General features: G+C 42.5%; 17 protein-coding genes. 14 read left to right on the forward strand and 3 right to left on the reverse strand.

Going from position 1 to position 16262, the window contains the following annotated elements; genetic code table 11:
- Genes AC1DIV_RS05625 through AC1DIV_RS05640 form a run of 4 tightly spaced genes read left to right on the forward strand, consistent with a single transcriptional unit; the run spans position 1 to position 2228 of the window.
- The gene (locus tag AC1DIV_RS05625) at positions 1–570 is read left to right on the forward strand and encodes a nicotinate-nucleotide adenylyltransferase (protein WP_048682820.1); all 570 of its coding nucleotides are present in this window, start codon (positions 1–3) and stop codon (positions 568–570) included.
- Complete coding sequence (gene yqeK, locus AC1DIV_RS05630) at positions 560–1132, forward strand: bis(5'-nucleosyl)-tetraphosphatase (symmetrical) YqeK (RefSeq protein WP_054400178.1); 573 nt, start codon at positions 560–562, stop codon at positions 1130–1132. The genes AC1DIV_RS05625 and yqeK overlap by 11 nt, the downstream gene beginning before the upstream one ends.
- A complete protein-coding gene (rsfS, locus tag AC1DIV_RS05635; RefSeq protein WP_034308569.1) occupies positions 1132–1488 on the forward strand; it encodes a ribosome silencing factor in 357 nt (118 codons plus the stop codon). The genes yqeK and rsfS overlap by 1 nt, the downstream gene beginning before the upstream one ends.
- On the forward strand, positions 1485–2228 hold the full coding sequence (locus AC1DIV_RS05640; RefSeq protein ID WP_477575936.1) for a class I SAM-dependent DNA methyltransferase: 744 nt from the start codon (positions 1485–1487) through the stop codon (positions 2226–2228). Before rsfS ends, AC1DIV_RS05640 begins: the two co-directional genes overlap by 4 nt.
- A 97-nt stretch (positions 2229–2325) precedes the next feature.
- Here the strand turns inward: AC1DIV_RS05640 and comER are convergent, their stop codons facing one another.
- Entirely contained in the window at positions 2326–3156 is an 831-nt protein-coding gene (gene comER / locus AC1DIV_RS05645; RefSeq protein WP_323598444.1) for a late competence protein ComER, read from the reverse strand.
- Positions 3157–3266: 110 nt separating this feature from the next.
- Between comER and AC1DIV_RS05650 the strand changes: the two genes are divergently transcribed.
- From AC1DIV_RS05650 to AC1DIV_RS05660, 3 genes are all read left to right on the forward strand, one after another.
- Positions 3267–3902 (forward strand): helix-hairpin-helix domain-containing protein, encoded by a 636-nt coding sequence (locus tag AC1DIV_RS05650; protein ID WP_340876945.1) that lies wholly within the window; start codon positions 3267–3269, stop codon positions 3900–3902.
- 68 nt (positions 3903–3970) lie between these two features.
- Entirely contained in the window at positions 3971–4531 is a 561-nt protein-coding gene (locus tag AC1DIV_RS05655) for a ComE operon protein 2 (protein ID WP_340876944.1), read from the forward strand.
- Positions 4532–4549: 18 nt separating this feature from the next.
- Positions 4550–6856, forward strand: a complete 2307-nt coding sequence (locus tag AC1DIV_RS05660; protein ID WP_477575938.1) for a DNA internalization-related competence protein ComEC/Rec2 — start codon at positions 4550–4552, stop codon at positions 6854–6856.
- A 75-nt stretch (positions 6857–6931) separates the two neighbouring features.
- Here the strand turns inward: AC1DIV_RS05660 and AC1DIV_RS05665 are convergent, their stop codons facing one another.
- Positions 6932–7066 (reverse strand): YqzM family protein, encoded by a 135-nt coding sequence (locus tag AC1DIV_RS05665; RefSeq protein ID WP_034308559.1) that lies wholly within the window; start codon positions 7064–7066, stop codon positions 6932–6934.
- A gap of 339 nt (positions 7067–7405) precedes the next feature.
- Between AC1DIV_RS05665 and holA the strand changes: the two genes are divergently transcribed.
- Positions 7406–8419, forward strand: a complete 1014-nt coding sequence (gene holA, locus AC1DIV_RS05670; protein WP_034308556.1) for a DNA polymerase III subunit delta — start codon at positions 7406–7408, stop codon at positions 8417–8419.
- Positions 8420–8509: 90 nt separating this feature from the next.
- Here holA and rpsT read toward each other — a convergent pair whose 3' ends face one another.
- Positions 8510–8776, reverse strand: a complete 267-nt coding sequence (rpsT, locus tag AC1DIV_RS05675; protein ID WP_034308554.1) for a 30S ribosomal protein S20 — start codon at positions 8774–8776, stop codon at positions 8510–8512.
- 274 nt (positions 8777–9050) lie between these two features.
- Here rpsT and gpr point away from each other — a divergent pair, with 274 nt between their 5' ends.
- The 6 genes from gpr to hrcA all read left to right on the forward strand — a co-directional run bounded on the left by gpr (position 9051) and on the right by hrcA (position 16205).
- Positions 9051–10169, forward strand: a complete 1119-nt coding sequence (gene gpr, locus AC1DIV_RS05680; protein ID WP_477575940.1) for a GPR endopeptidase — start codon at positions 9051–9053, stop codon at positions 10167–10169.
- Positions 10170–10255: 86 nt separating this feature from the next.
- On the forward strand, positions 10256–11455 hold the full coding sequence (gene spoIIP, locus AC1DIV_RS05685; RefSeq protein ID WP_477575942.1) for a stage II sporulation protein P: 1200 nt from the start codon (positions 10256–10258) through the stop codon (positions 11453–11455).
- A 21-nt stretch (positions 11456–11476) separates the two neighbouring features.
- Positions 11477–11800, forward strand: coding sequence for a YqxA family protein (locus AC1DIV_RS05690; RefSeq protein ID WP_340876939.1), 324 nt, complete (start codon positions 11477–11479; stop codon positions 11798–11800).
- 175 nt (positions 11801–11975) lie between these two features.
- The gene (gene lepA / locus AC1DIV_RS05695; RefSeq protein ID WP_034308543.1) at positions 11976–13811 is read left to right on the forward strand and encodes a translation elongation factor 4; all 1836 of its coding nucleotides are present in this window, start codon (positions 11976–11978) and stop codon (positions 13809–13811) included.
- A gap of 89 nt (positions 13812–13900) precedes the next feature.
- Positions 13901–15052, forward strand: coding sequence for a radical SAM family heme chaperone HemW (gene hemW, locus AC1DIV_RS05700; RefSeq protein ID WP_477575944.1), 1152 nt, complete (start codon positions 13901–13903; stop codon positions 15050–15052).
- Between the two features lie 124 nt (positions 15053–15176).
- Positions 15177–16205: a heat-inducible transcriptional repressor HrcA gene (gene hrcA, locus AC1DIV_RS05705; RefSeq protein ID WP_048682856.1), complete on the forward strand. Its 1029-nt coding sequence runs from the start codon at positions 15177–15179 to the stop codon at positions 16203–16205.
- The last annotated feature ends 57 nt before the right edge of the window (positions 16206–16262 follow it).

Here is a 16262-nt window from a genome sequence, read left to right on the forward strand (position 1 = left end):
ATGAAAAAAATTGGAATTCTTGGCGGTACATTCAATCCTCCGCATATCGGGCATTTAATTATAGCCAACGAAGTGTTGGATGCCCTTGAGCTAGATGAAATCAGGTTCATGCCAAATCACGTTCCTCCACATAAGGAAAAATCGGAGGAAGTAACCGATATGGACAGGCTGGCCATGTTGGAAAACGCGATAGCCGGAAACCCATCTTTTTATATTGAGGGTATTGAAATAGAAAGAAAAGGCACATCTTATACGTATGACACGATAAAATTGCTTAAAGAACTTGAGCCAGCCAATGAGTTCTATTTCATAATTGGCGCAGATATGATTGAGTACTTACCGAATTGGCATCGTATCGACGAGCTGGTGCATATGGTCAATTTCGTCGGGGTGAAGCGCCCTGGATATAATGAGAATACCGTATACCCGATCACGATGGTGAAAGTCCCGCAGATGTTCATTTCGTCTTCCATGATACGAAGGAAGTTAAGAACAGGGAAAACCGTGAAATATTTAATAGCAGATCCAGTGGTGAAGTATATTAAAGGGAATGGTTTATATGAATCGTGAGAAAGCATTGGCGCTGGTCAAAGAACAAATCACCGAGCGCAGGTACATTCATACCTTGGGTGTGGTCGAGTCAGCGATTGAACTTGCTGAACGGTATGGGGCCGACGTCAAAAAAGCGGAACTTGCAGCCATTTTCCATGATTATGCAAAATTTCGTCCTAAAGAAGAAATGGAGCAAATAATAATCGCTGAAAAAATGGACCCGGCGTTACTTGAATACAATATGGAGCTGTGGCACGCTCCTGTCGGGGCTTATCTGGTGAATAAGGAAGCAGGCATTCAGGACGCTGAAATCTTGGATGCGATTGCCTATCACACGTCTGGCAGGGTTGGCATGAGCCTTTTGGATAAAGTCGTATACCTTGCTGATTATATCGAGCCGGGACGTTCTTTTCCCGGTGTCGACGAAGTCAGGCAGACAGCAAAGCAAAATTTGGATCATGCTGTCATCCAGGCTTTAAGGAATACAGTTGTTTTTTTAATGAAAAGAAATCAGGCAATTTACCCTGACACATTTAAGACATATAATGATTTGATCATGAATTTGAAGGAGAAGATGTAATGACTGAACGTGAACTTCTTGTAATTGCAGCAAAAGCGGCGGATGATAAAAGAGCGGAGGATATCGTGGCATTGAACATGCAAGGTATTTCCCTTGTAGCGGATTACTTTTTGATCTGTCACGGTAATTCTGAAAAACAAGTACAAGCAATAGCTCGTGAAATGAAGAGCAAAGCTGATGAATCAGGAATCAATGTAAAGCGTCTTGAAGGTTTTGACGAGGCAAAATGGGTGCTTGTGGATCTTGGCGATGTAGTGGCCCACATTTTCCATAAAGATGAAAGAAACTACTATAACCTTGAACGTCTATGGGGCGATGCACCTTTTGAAGATCTAGAGAGTGAACTGACTTCATGACTTACAAACGCTTTGCCTATGTATACGATGAATTGATGAAGGACGCACCTTATGAAAAATGGCTGATGATCCTTACGGCGAAGCTGGAACAGTATGGAATTGGTGGAAAGAAAGTTCTGGATTTAGCGTGTGGAACCGGGGAAATGACAGTAGAATTGGCGCAGCACGGATTCGAAGTCACCGGCGTGGATTTATCTGATGAAATGCTTCTTGTTGCTAATGAAAAAGCGGTTAAGCTTGGATTATCGATTCCGCTTTTCCAGCAGAATATGGCAGAACTCGAAGGGCTTGGCCAATTTGATTGTGTCACGATTTTTTGTGATTCGCTGAACTACCTTCGCGACGAAGAGGATATAGTCAAGACGTTCAGCCGGGTTCATGAGCATTTGAAGGATGGCGGATTATTCATGTTTGATATCCATTCCCTTTATAAAATGGAAGAAATCTTTCGTGATCATACGTTTGCTGTCAATGGTGAAGAAGTATCCTATATATGGGATTGCTTCCCGGGTGAAGAACCTTACAGCGTGGAACATGATTTAAGTTTTTTCGTAAGGGATGACGAAAGCGGCCTTTATGACCGTTTTGATGAGTTGCATTATCAACGGACCTATCCGGTTGAACAATATAAAAAGTGGTTGGAGCAAGCAGGTTTCACGGTTTCTGAAATTCTGGCGGATCTAGAAGAAGCACCGCTCGTAACGGAAACCGAAAGAATCTTGTTTGTAGCCAGTAAATGATAAAGAGGTCAAGATCCCCGTTCGTACAAGTACGAGTGGAGGTCTGACCTCTTCTTTTTTTTACTTTAAGAAGGAATTGAGATCTTGATTACGAATATTAATAAGGATGGCCGAACTGTTTTTCAACTTCGTGAAGATCCTCTGCAAACTTTTCATGTGTCGCTTGAAAAAGATGGTGGAACATTTCCCCGGTTTCAGCTTCTAAAACCTTGATCCCCTCACCTGTTATTCCACCTTTTACACAAACCTTTTCCTGTAAGGTCGGCAATGTATAAACCCCTTTACCGAGCAATTCCCCTAAGCCAACCAGCATATTCTCAGTCAAAGTCGTAGCCGTTTCTTTATCTATCTTCGTCGTTTGGCAAGCCGCGTCAATGAAAGCTTGAGCTAAATAGCTGAAGAAGGCAGGGCCGCAGCTGACAATATCGGAAGCTACCCGGGTGATATCATTCTCAATGATGACCGGTGCCGATATGGCGGAGGCCAAATCGAATAAAGCTGACACTTTCTCCTTACTGCAGCTCTCGCTGAAACTCAGTAACGATACGCCTGAACCCACACGGTTCGTTATGCTCGGGATAAAACGGGCACAGGGTGCATTCACTGCCGATTCGAGCTGGGAGACGGAAAGCGGGCTTGTGATGGAAATAACCAGCTGATCCCTTTTTATATGCTGTTTGATGCCTTGTAATAGGCTGTTAATTTGCAATGGTTTTACACAGAGAAAGATAAAGTCCGCTTGTTCGACGATTTCGGCTGCGCTTTCCGCAACCTTGATACCCTGGTGTTTCTCTTTCAGCACCAATGCTTTGGAAAGTGTGCGATTTGTAATGATTAGATCTGCCGGATTCAATATTTTTGCCTCCAGCCATGCCTCGATTAAAATGGTACCCATATTTCCGGTTCCGATAACACCGATTTTCTTCAATTCCGATCAACTCCTCTCACTTAAAGCGATTGATTCTCCTAAAAACACTATGTATTTTTAATCTGTCCTATGACAATGTATCGTGCGAAATCCAATAAGGAGGTAAAGAAATGGAAGGGATTTTAAAAAGGAAAATGACGATGATTACCGTTGCCGTGGCATTTGTGGCAGGGGGCATTTACTTTTTTTCTCAACAAGGGGAGGATCCGGCTGATACGGAAGATATATTTTCCGTTACTGCAAAAGAAGCTGAAATGGAACAAAGTGTAAATGAATCGGCTGCCGAACCTGAGATCATTAAAGTGGACGTTAAAGGAGCGGTCAAGTCCCCAGGCATATTTACAGCACAGGCAGGTGACCGGGTGATTGATTTGATTTCGTCTGCGGGCAGTTTTACGGAAAAGGCTGACAAGGATAGAATTAATTTTGCCCAAATCATCGAAGATCAAATGGTCATTTATGTTCCGGAAATAGGTGAAGAAGACAAAGGGAACTTGGAGAATATACAAGCCGGTACGTCTGGTGATGGCGTCACTAAGGGTACGTCAGGAGGACTGGTGAACTTGAATGCTGCTACACAGGAAGATTTGCAAACCTTGACGGGAATTGGACCATCCAAAGCGAATGCGATCCTGGAATACAGGGAGACGGTAGGGAAATTCAAGGAGGTCGATGAATTGAAGCAGGTTACGGGAATCGGCGATAAAACGTTTGAAAGGTTGCGGGATTCCATTTCAGTGAAATGAATGCTACACAAATGGATAGGAAGAGGGTAAAATTGAAGAAAATCATTCTAGTGGTAAGGGGATACAACATGAACAGAATTAGTTGGGATCAATATTTCATGGCACAAAGCCATTTATTAGCTTTAAGAAGCACATGTACACGCCTCACTGTAGGGGCGACCATCGTCAGGGACAACCGAATCATTGCCGGGGGATATAATGGGTCCATTGCGGGAGGGACGCATTGTATTGATGACGGCTGTTATGTAATTGATAATCATTGTGTCAGAACGATACATGCAGAAATGAATGCACTTTTACAATGTGCGAAATTTGGGGTGCCGACTGATAAGGCGGAAATATATGTGACGCATTTTCCGTGTCTTCAGTGCTGTAAATCACTCATCCAAGCTGGCATAAAGGCCGTTTATTATGCCGAGGATTACAAAAATCATCCATATGCCCTCGAATTATTCAAACAGGCGGGTGTCAAGACCGAGAAGGTTGAAGCAAAAGGGGCCATCGATGTTAATGGAAAACAAAAAAAGGACTTTGTATTCTCATTGCTAGCTCAACTTGAACAAAACGGTCTGGGAAAAGAAGAATTATTGGAACTGGAAAAGCAGGCCAATCAGATATTCGAAAATTAAATAGGACGGGGGGCAGGCATGGCCAGACATCTTATCTTACTGGCCGTTTCAGCCACATTTGGTGTTACGGCCCATTCTCTTTTAAATGTAAGGCTGCTGATCATTACCCTTATTTTTCTCTGTTTCCTTTATTTTTCGGTGGGCTTAAGTGTGAAGGCCCTTAGTTTTCATTTGGTGATCATGGGGATATTTTTAGGGGCCGCCTCCTTCTCCGATCACCGAAACAAAACTGCCTATCATGGAACGGAAAGCCAATTTATCATCACATTTACCGACCAACCGAATATAGATGGAAATTCATTAAAAGGATTCATTGGCAGTGAGAAAGGCGAACGGCTAGTGCTTCGTTATAAAATCACGACCGAATTGGAACAGGAGAAGCTGAGTCAGTTTCTGAGAATCGGTTTATCTTGTCCGGCTGAAGGGACATTGCAAATTCCCGAGAAAAACAGGAATGAAAACAGTTTCAATTACCAGCGTTATCTTTTCCGCCAAGGCACCCATTGGATATTCAAAGCGGATTCCATTTCATTTCAAGAATGCAAAGAAGGTGGAAACTCGATTCTGCTTTCGATTCGTAATTTGCGCCTGAAGGGGATTGCATATATTAGAGAACACTTTCCTGAAGAGTCGAGCGGTTTTGTCACAGCGCTCATATTCGGTGACCAGAGATATATAGATGAAGGGGACCTTACTAATTATCAGCGGTTGGGGTTGGTTCATTTACTGGCGATTTCCGGCCTTCATGTCAGTTTTTTAACGGGGGTGTTATTTTACATCGGCATCAGGGTTGGGATTACACGGGAAAGAATGATGTTGGCCATCTTACTCTTCCTTCCGGTTTACATGTTACTTTCAGGTGCCAGTCCATCCGTGGTGAGATCCTGTTCAATGGCTATGCTTTTCTTTCTACTCCTGCTATTCAAGAAGCGGATTTCGGCGGGTGCCGCAATTGGATCGACTTATTTGGCACTTTTGTTTTTTCGGCCTAATATGCTCTATGATATAGGTTTTCAGCTTTCATTCGCGGTCACATTCTCCATTATCATGTCTTCAAGCATCTTCTTGCAATACCCGAAGAAATCGATGCAGCTGTTCATCCTCAGTTCCATCTGCCAACTGGCAGCCCTTCCGATTTTGCTTTTTCATTTTTTTGAAGTATCTTTACTTGGCGTGTTTCTGAACGTATTGTATGTTCCGCTTTATTCCATCATATTGCTGCCATTTTCACTGATTTCCCTCCTCATTCATTTATTACTGCCTTCCTTTGGTCAACCTCTCATATCATTATTGAATTTCACCTTCGTACTCTGCAATAAAGCCGCAGATGCAGCATCGGAATTGCCGCTCGCCTCCATTCCGTTTGGAAAGCCGCCTTTCCTCATGATGTTCCTACTTGTTATTTCCCTTATAGGGTTATGCCTGACTTGGGAAGTATCCTTTGAAAAAAGTAAAATCTGGTGCGGAATGATAATCGTCCTTTTACTTTTGCAATTTAACTTACAAAGGTTCTCACCTTTTGGTGAAGTGCAAATCATCGACGTTGGACAAGGTGACTCCATTTTAATTATCCTGCCTTTCAATCGCGGTAATTATTTGATTGATACGGGCGGGCATATTACATTTCCAATCGATACGTGGGCGATAAAGCGAAAGAAGTTCAACACGGCGGATGATATCATTATTCCATTATTGAAAAGTAAAGGAATCCACCAATTGGACAAACTGATTTTAACCCATTCGGATGCAGATCATATGGGAAGTGCAAAAGAATTAATAGATAATTTTAAAGTTGCGGAGATCATCATTGGAGGCTGGAGTGAAGAGCAATACAGGGATATGGATCTTGTAACCGTGGCGAGAGAGAAAAAAGTGAAAATGACCGTCCTGAAAAGGGGGGACCAATGGGTGGCGGGCGGAGCGCGGTTTGCTGTGCTAAGTCCATTTGAGCAAGAAGAAAATAAGAATGATTCATCCATCGTTCTATTCACGGAGCTTGGGGGAGTGTCATGGTTATTGACCGGCGATATGGGAGAAGAAGGGGAAAGGGAACTTTTGAGAACATTTCCGCAGTTGCAGGCGGATATCTTGAAGGTCGGTCACCATGGCAGTAAAACTTCTTCTTCCGCGCCCTTCCTTGAACAGCTGCAGCCGAAAGCGGCGCTTATTTCAGTTGGAAAAGATAACCGCTACGGTCACCCTCATGGAGACGTAATTGGGAATTTGGAGGGGAATGGCATAAAGGTGTTCAGGACGGACGAGGATGGTTCTATTATTTACAAGTATTACAAAAGCAGTGGAACCTTTCGGAAGACTCTCCCATAGTATATAGAAAATCAAAAAGAAAGAGACTGCAGCAGCAGCCCCATCAGGAAAAATAAGTGCATGTAATGAATGAAATCAGGATCCGACAGCTTTAATGACGACAGCTATGGTGAACATGGCAGCGAAAAATACAAAAGAACCGATGAATCCTATAGCGGAATCAGCGACGTCATCTGTCTTTGATTGAACATTCTTTTCGAATTCGTTCATTATTTACCCCTCCTATTTCTGCTAATAGTATAAAACATTACCAAAAAAAAATCTACAGGCTTCATTCCTTCATTTCCTTTACTGACAAGAGTTGTCACAAATAGTTTGGGATTTTGAGGTCAAAATAAAAGTACAAACAAAGCAAGCGAAAACGAAAAGCTCATTTGTTCTACATGAATACTCTACCCGCTTTCAAGGGAGATTACCCGGGCCTTTCTTGAAAGTGTTCATATAGATCCGGAATTAGCCCTTTTAAGGGCTAGTTCCCTTTATAGCTTGTCAAATGGTCCATCCACCTATACCATTAGAGAAGAATACATAGTAAAGAGGCGGATTCTATTGGTATTAGACGTTTGGAAAAGTATAAAAAAAGGGCAATTCGCGCCAGTATACTTGTTATATGGGACGGAAGCCTATCTAATTAATGAAACGAAGCAGCTATTGATCGAGAATGTCCTTCACGAAGATGAGATGGATTTTAACTTTTCTCAATTTGATTTAGAAGAGACGCCTGTTGAAACTGCGCTTGAAGATGTCGAAACCCTCCCGTTTATCGGAGAAAGGCGCCTTGTCTTCATGCAAAACCCATTTTTTTTGACAGCTGAAAAAACGAAGTCAAGAGTTGAGCATAATGTGAAAAGACTGGAAGCGTACTTGGCTGACCCAGTTCCATATTCTATTGTCGTATTGACCGCACCTTATGAGAAACTGGATGAACGGAAGAAAATCACCAAGGAACTGAAGCGTAAGGCGGTTCTCGTTGAAGCGAAGAAGCTTGGTGATCATGAGTTAAAGGGGTGGGTGAAGGAGAGGGTCGAAGCTTCTTCAGTCCGAATAGATGAGCAGGCTACAGAGCTTTTACTTGAACTTGCAGGAACGAATCTGATGATGCTGACGAATGAACTGGATAAAATGGTGCTTTATACGGAAGCTGAGAAGCACATTACAGTCGAGGTAGTGGAAAAGCTGGTCGCTAAATCCCTTGAACAGAATATCTTCACACTTGTTGATCATGTGTTACAGAGGAAAATGGAGAGTGCCATGACGATACTGCACGATCTTCTCAGGCAGAATGAAGAGCCGATCAAGATCTTGAGTGTCATGGCAGGTCAGGTCAGGCTCATGTATCAAGTGAAGGAGCTTTCACGTCAGGGCTATAGCCAGCAAAAAATTGCGGGTCAACTGAAGGTGCACCCTTACAGGGTAAAGCTGGCACTTGAAAAGACGGGGAAATTCCAGGAACGTGAGTTGTTGAGCATCATGAACGACTTAGCGGAAGCGGATTATAAAATGAAGACCGGCCAAGCAGATAAGGCAATCACGCTTGAGCTGCTGCTTTTAAAAATTAGATGATAAAAAAGGTGGCAGATATCCTGTCACCTTTTTTATGCAAAAAACGGCACAAAAAAAAACGATCCGATTGGATCGTTTAATTTTTTGTCATTATGCGTTAAGAGCGTTAAGTCTTTTCGCTAAACGAGATTTTTTACGGGCTGCCGCATTTTTATGGATTAATCCTTTAGATGCAGCTTTGTCTAATTTCACAGCAGCTGTTAAAAGAGCTTCTTTAGCAGCTTCAACGTTTTCACCAGCTAATGCAACTTCAGCGTTTTTCACTGTAGTACGCATAGTTGATCTAACAGTAATGTTATGAACGCGTTTTTTGTCGTTGATTTTTACACGTTTAATAGCAGATTTAATGTTTGGCATTCCGTTCACCTCCTACAAAGAAATCGAGATTATATGAACTCGACTTTTCAAATCCATATCAAATAGCACAAGTGATATTCTATCAGACTGCTCATAAATATGCAATACTTCAGATTGAGAATCGAAAAGGAATTATAATTTCGGGAAAAAATTCATCTCGTCATCATTCATTGTACCAAAAAAATGAATAATAAAAAAGCAAAAACGACAGAATGTTTAAGAGAGACTATTGAAAATACTAGATTAGATACAATTCAAACATCAGGAGGCCGTTATGGAAAATAATTTGGACCTTAGTGAATACGGAATTCGAACAGATTTGGCGATTGAAGCAAAGGAGATTGCCCTTGAACATAAAGGTGTAGTAGAGGAAGTGGATGTTTCCCGCATCGAAGGGGTCATTATTAAGGAAAAAGAAGTGGATGATCTGAAGGTATCCTTAGTTGAGGTCACGGCTGAGGGAGAAAAAGAAATCGGTAAGAAACAGGGCAGTTATTTGACCATCGAAGTGCAGGGAATCCGCCAGCAGGACACGGATACGCAGCAACGGGTGGAAAAGGTGTTCGCCAACGAACTGGCTTACTTCTTGAAACGGAATAAAATCACAAAAGAAAGCAGTTGTTTGGTTGTCGGTCTTGGTAATTGGAATGTTACCCCCGATGCCTTGGGGCCTGCAGTCGTTGAGAACCTTGTGGTCACAAGACATTTGTTCGAATTGCAGCCAGAGTCCGTCAAGGAAGGCTATCGGCCGGTCAGTGCGATTTCCCCTGGGGTGATGGGGATTACCGGAATCGAGACAAGTGACATCATAAAAGGCGTCATCGAAAAAAGTAATCCTGATTTCCTTATCGTCGTTGACGCATTGGCTGCCCGTTCGATCGAACGGGTGAATTCTACGATTCAAATTACGGATACAGGCATCCATCCAGGGTCTGGTGTGGGAAATAAACGAAAAGAATTAAGCAAGGATACACTGGGAGTTCCTGTTATAGCAATTGGAATACCTACTGTCGTGGATGCCGTATCCATTGCCAGCGATACGATAGATTATATTTTGAAGCACTTTGGCAAGGAACTGAATGAAGGGGATAGGCCATCACGCTCGTTGGCACCAGCTGGATTCAGTTTTGGGAAGCGCACAAAGCTGACCGAAGAGGATATGCCAGGTGAAAAGGAGCGCCAAACCTTCTTGGGAATGATAGGTGTCCTCCCTGATGAAGAGAAACGGAAATTGATTTATGAGGTACTGTCACCGCTTGGTCAAAATTTGATGGTTACACCGAAAGAAGTCGATGTTTTCATTGAGGATATGGCCAATTTGATAGCCAATGGTTTAAATGCAGCCTTGCATCATTCAATAAATCAAGATAATGCCGGCTATTACACCCGTTAATTCACTTTCAGTGCCCAAAAATGGTGTTCTACCCTTTCTAGCAAAGTCATAGGTATTAATAGACAAGCTATAGAGAGGGTGGAAGGATGAAAAGAAGAAATTCCCCAGGAATCATAACAGCCATTCACGGATCAACAATAATAAAAACTTTTCTAGGTATTCTCGCCTTGCTTCTTTTTGTTTTTTCAGTCAGTGGGGTCATGACTTCCCTAAGACCGGAGTATCGGATATCTTCTAACTCCGTACATACTGTAGCCAATCAATTCTCGGGAAAAATGCTGTTTTCGATGCTGGCCAACGAAAATCATTATCTTTTTAATGCCCTGCCGGAAGGTAAGCAGGAATCGATCATCACGAATCAATTGATAAAAGTCTCGACCAACATTTCACTTGAGGACCCGCGAAGTTTACTGGGAAGGGAGCTTCCTGGCTTTTCGATTTTTGATAATGAGATCCTCGTTGCTGGGGAAGGAACGAATTATACGAATATGCCGTATGAATCTTCACCGCCAGTGGATGTCCTGAATGAAGAAAGGGATGCATCCCTGCAAAACCTGGATGAGATTGAAGAACCGGATAAAGGAGTGACCAATCAGCCGAATCAAACGACCAATGGCCGGAAAGTGGTCGAGATATACCATAGTCATAACCGGGAGTCATATCTTCCATATTTAAAAGGGGTGACCGACCCCGACCTAGCCTACCATTCTAAAATCAATATTACGAAACTCGGGGAACGGATGGTTGAAGATTTGGCTGATAAGGGGATCGGCTCCTCGCTCGATAAAACGGATATCATGGGAAATCTGAATAATAAAGGATTGAATTATGCCAAATCGTATCAAGAATCACGGAAATCCGTCGAGACTGCATTGGCCAATAACAAAGATTTAGAATATCTGATTGATATCCACCGCGATTCAAAGCGGAAGAAACATACGACAATTACAATCAGAGGTAAAGAGTATGCCAAGATCGCCTTCGTGATCGGGGGGAATAACCCGAACTATGAAAAAAATGCCGCACTTGCCAATAAAATTCATAAAGCTCTGGAAAAAAAATATCCCGGAATTTCACGAGGGGTTATGAAACAGGGCGGAGCGGGTCAAAATGGAGTATATAATCAGGATTTATCAGGCAATTCCATGCTAATTGAAGTTGGCGGTGTTGATAATACTTTCGAGGAAATGTACATGACCGTTGATGCCTTTACCGAGGTTTTCAGTGAATTTTACTGGGATGCCAAAGCAGTGGATAATCCGACCGGGGATTCGGAAGCGAGGTAATTTGAAAGGAGTTCTCTTATCATGGTTCGATTTTGGTTGAAATGTACAGGGATTGTGCTCGTATTGTTTTTAGGTGTTTTAATCGGGATGCAGCAAGCCAACGACGGGATGAAAAAAATGAAGGGGTATGAAGATCCCTCTTTGAATAGTGCATTCATCATTAACCAATCGGACCAAGGGGAGATGGAAGCTGATATCCTTGGCGAAAAAGTGACGAGTCATGATTTGGAGACGAAAAAAGAAAAGCTTGAAGAAATGAAAGCTTTCAACTTTTTCTCATCGATTGGCAAATCGCTTGGAGAGACCATATCAGGTGCCTTTCAGGCCCTTATTGATATGATTTAGGTAGGGAATAAGTTGATTGTGCCCTGCAAAAGGCTGCATCCGAATCCGGGATGCAGCCTTTTTTTATACTTTGTCCTGCAATGATGCTTCTTTTGTAACTATTCTGTTGAATCTTGCATTTTCTATTGATATAATAAAAAATAGTGTATTGTGTCGACTAGTGGGAGTGAACGTCATGAATAGAGAAGAAAAATTAAAAAGACAATCAAAAATTCGTAACTTTTCCATCATCGCTCATATCGATCATGGTAAATCTACATTGGCGGATCGTATCATTGAAAAAACGAACGCCATGACTCAGCGTGAAATGAAGAGTCAGCTGTTGGATTCCATGGATTTAGAGCGTGAGCGTGGAATTACGATTAAATTGAATGCGATTCAATTGAAATATAACGCGAAAGATGGAGAAGAATACATCTTCCATCTTATTGATACACCGGGACATGTCGATTTTACGTATGAAGTGTCACGAAGCCTTGCAGCTTGTGAAGGCGCTGTCCTTGTTGTCGATGCGGCACAGGGAATTGAGGCCCAAACGCTTGCAAATGTGTATTTAGCTTTGGACAACAACCTTGAAATCATTCCGGTCATCAATAAAATTGATTTGCCGAGTGCAGATCCGGAACGGGTGCGCGGAGAAATCGAGGAAGTGATCGGATTGGATGCTTCCGATGCAGTTTTGGCTTCGGCTAAAGCGGGAATCGGAATCGAGGAGATTTTGGAACAGGTAGTTGAATTGGTTCCAGCTCCGCAAGGTGATCCGGATGCTCCTTTCAAGGCGCTTATTTTCGATTCACTGTTTGATGCGTACCGCGGTGTAGTTGCCTATATCCGTGTTGTTGAGGGTTCCATTAAAGTGGGCGACAAAATCAAAATGATGTCCACTGGCAAGGAATTCGATGTTACCGAATTGGGTGTTTTCAACCCTAAAACACAGCTTTTGGATGAACTGAACGTCGGTGATGTAGGTTTCCTTACGGCATCCATTAAAAACGTTGGTGATACGACTGTCGGTGATACGATCACGAGTGCCGTGAATAGTGCGACAGAACCATTGCCGGGTTACAGGAAGATGAATCCGATGGTATATTGCGGTTTATACCCAATTGACGCATCGAAATTCAATGATTTACGGGATGCATTGGAGAAATTGGAATTGAACGATTCAGCGCTGCAGTTCGAAGCGGAATCATCGCAAGCATTGGGCTTCGGTTTCCGTTGCGGATTCCTTGGGCTCCTTCATATGGAAATCATCCAGGAACGGATTGAACGTGAATTCAAAATCGATCTGATCACCACTGCACCGAGTGTTATTTATGATGTGGTGCAAACGGACGGAACGGTCCTGAAAGTGGATAACCCGTCCAATATGCCTGATGCTCAAAAGATCGAACGTGTCGAGGAGCCATATGTCAAAGCGACGATGATGGCACCGACGGAGTTTGTCGGGGCGATCATGGAAATCTGTCAAAATAAACGCGGTAACTTCATTGATATGGAATATATCGATGAGACTCGTGTGAGCATTCATTATGAAATTCCATTATCGGAAATCGTGTATGATTTCTTCGATCAATTGAAATCCAATACAAGAGGCTATGCTTCATTCGATTATGAGCTGATCGGCTACCAACCGTCCAAGCTTGTGAAGATGGATATCTTACTGAATGCTGAAACTGTCGATGCTTTAAGTTTCATCGTTCATAAGGACTTTGCTTATGAACGCGGTAAAGTCATTGTTGAAAAATTGAAGAAATTGATTCCAAGGCAACAATTCGAAGTGCCGATCCAAGCGGCGATCGGGCAAAAAATCATCGCACGTTCTTCGATTAGTGCAATGCGCAAAAACGTATTGGCTAAATGTTACGGCGGCGATATTTCCCGTAAACGTAAGTTGCTCGAAAAACAGAAAGAAGGTAAAAAGCGGATGAAACAAGTAGGTTCCGTTGAAGTTCCGCAAGAAGCTTTCATGGCTGTTTTGAAAATGGATGATACGACACCAAAAAAATAAATAAAATAAACGATAGTTAGAAAAAAGAGGGTAGAGGAGATCTAGCCTCTTTTTCTATCGACTCATTCGATTAAAAGGTTGTGAACACAATGATCAAAAGCGCCTACCTCCATATACCATTTTGTGAACATATTTGTCACTATTGTGATTTCAATAAAGTATTTTTGCAGGGACAGCCGGTCGACGAATATTTACAGATGATGAAAAGGGAAATGGTGATGCAGCTTTCCAAATACCCGACTGCAGGTTTGGATACGGTTTTCGTCGGTGGAGGGACACCGACCTCACTGGATGAAAAGCAGCTTGCATTCTTATGTGAAGCAATCAATGAAACCCTGCCCTTTGATTCTAAGAAGGCTGAATATACATTTGAAGCCAATCCCGGGGATCTTTCAAGGGGAAAACTCAAGATACTTTATGATTCAGGGGTCAATAGACTTAGCTTTGGAGTGCAAAGCTTCAATGATGAATTATTAAAACGAATTGGCCGGACTCACCGGGCTTCAGAAGTATATGAAACGATCCATTTGGCTCAAGAAGTTGGCTTTACGAATATAAGCATCGATTTGATTTATGGATTGCCGGGCCAAACGATGGAAGATTTCAAGGATACGCTCGATAAAGCGATCGCCCTTCAATTGCCGCACTACTCAAGCTACTCATTGATCGTTGAGCCGAAGACGGTTTTTTATAATCAGATGCGAAGAGGTAAATTAAACCTGCCGCCGCAGGAGCTCGAGGCTTCGATGTATGAGAGGCTGATGGAAGAGATGGAGAAGCATGGTCTGCATCAATATGAAATCAGTAATTTTGCCCGGGCTGGGTTTGAAAGCAGGCACAACCTGACATATTGGGATAATGTGGAGTATTATGGGATTGGTGCTGGTGCACATGGCTATACTGGAGGTAAAAGGGTGGCCAATCATGGGCCTGTGAAGAAATATATCACTCCATTGCTTTCGAACGAGCTGCCTGTGTTGGAAGAACACCCAGTACCGCTTCATGAACGGATGGAAGAGGAGATGTTTTTGGGTCTCCGGAAAACGCAAGGAGTTTCATTGGAAATCTTCAAGAATAAATTTTTTGTAGAAATGACGGAGATTTTCAGGAAACCGCTCGAAGAAGGATCGGCAAAGGGTTTGCTTAAGGTGGAAGGTGGGTTCGTGCGCTTGACTGAGCGGGGCAAACTGCTAGGAAATGAAGTGTTCCAAACATTTTTAGGCGTTATTGATTCCGACTGAAGGAAATCCATGTTATTTTAACGATGAATTAGCGGTTTTCATTGTTGACATCATAAGCTGCATTTGATAATTTATTAGTATATTAGCACTCGATGAGACAGAGTGCTAACAGAGGTGATCATACATGCTAACTGATCGTCAATTATTGATTCTACAAGTGATAATCGAGGATTTCATCCATTCTGCCCAGCCAGTCGGGTCACGAAGCTTGTCGAAGAAAGATGAAATCACGTTCAGCTCTGCCACAATTCGCAACGAAATGTCTGACCTTGAAGAAATGGGATTTTTAGAAAAAACCCATACTTCTTCCGGTAGGATCCCTTCTGAAAAAGGGTATAGATATTATGTGGATCATTTACTTTCTCCTCAAGCTCCGAAAAAGAATGAAGTGAAGATTTTAAAATCCGTTTTTGTAGAACGAATTTATGAATTGGAAAAGATCGTTCAGAAGTCAGCGAAAATACTTTCGGAACTGACGAATTATACGGCGATTGTACTCGGACCAAAAGTGAATGAGCATAAGCTGAAAAAAATCCAGATCATTCCCTTAAGTCCTGAAACGGCAATAGCCATCATTATTACGGATACAGGTCATGTGGAAAATCGAATGATTTCCTTACCGCCTTCTTTTGATATAAACGAAATTGAAAAGATGGTGAACATATTGAATTCCCGTTTGGTCGATGTTCCGCTAGTTGATCTAAAGGATAAGATCTATAAGGAAGTTGCCGTTCTATTGAGCCGCCACATTCATAACTATGGATCGATGGTCTCGGTCCTTGCGGAGACCCTGACGGACACAAAGCCCGAAAAAATATTTTTCGGCGGGAAAACGAATATGCTGAGGCAGCCGGAGTTCCATGATATTGCGAAAGTAAGCACGCTTTTATCGATGATTGAGCAGGAACAGGGATTTTATGAACTAATTACTCAAAATCCATCAGGCATCCACGTCAAGATCGGCCGTGAAAATCAAAACACAGTGCTCGATGACTGCAGTTTGATTACGGCAACCTACTCAATCGGGCAGGAGCAAGTTGGCACATTGGCCATATTGGGTCCAACGAGAATGGAATATTCGCGAGTGATCAGTTTGCTTTCGTTTTTCTCGAAAGATTTAACGGCCCTGATGACCAAACTGTATCAAAAATAGTAGCAAAGGTAATATTGTTAAGGTGGCGGAGGAGTATATTCCGCGGCCTGGCATATT

Source organism: Peribacillus sp. 05N428, from assembly GCF_056397085.1.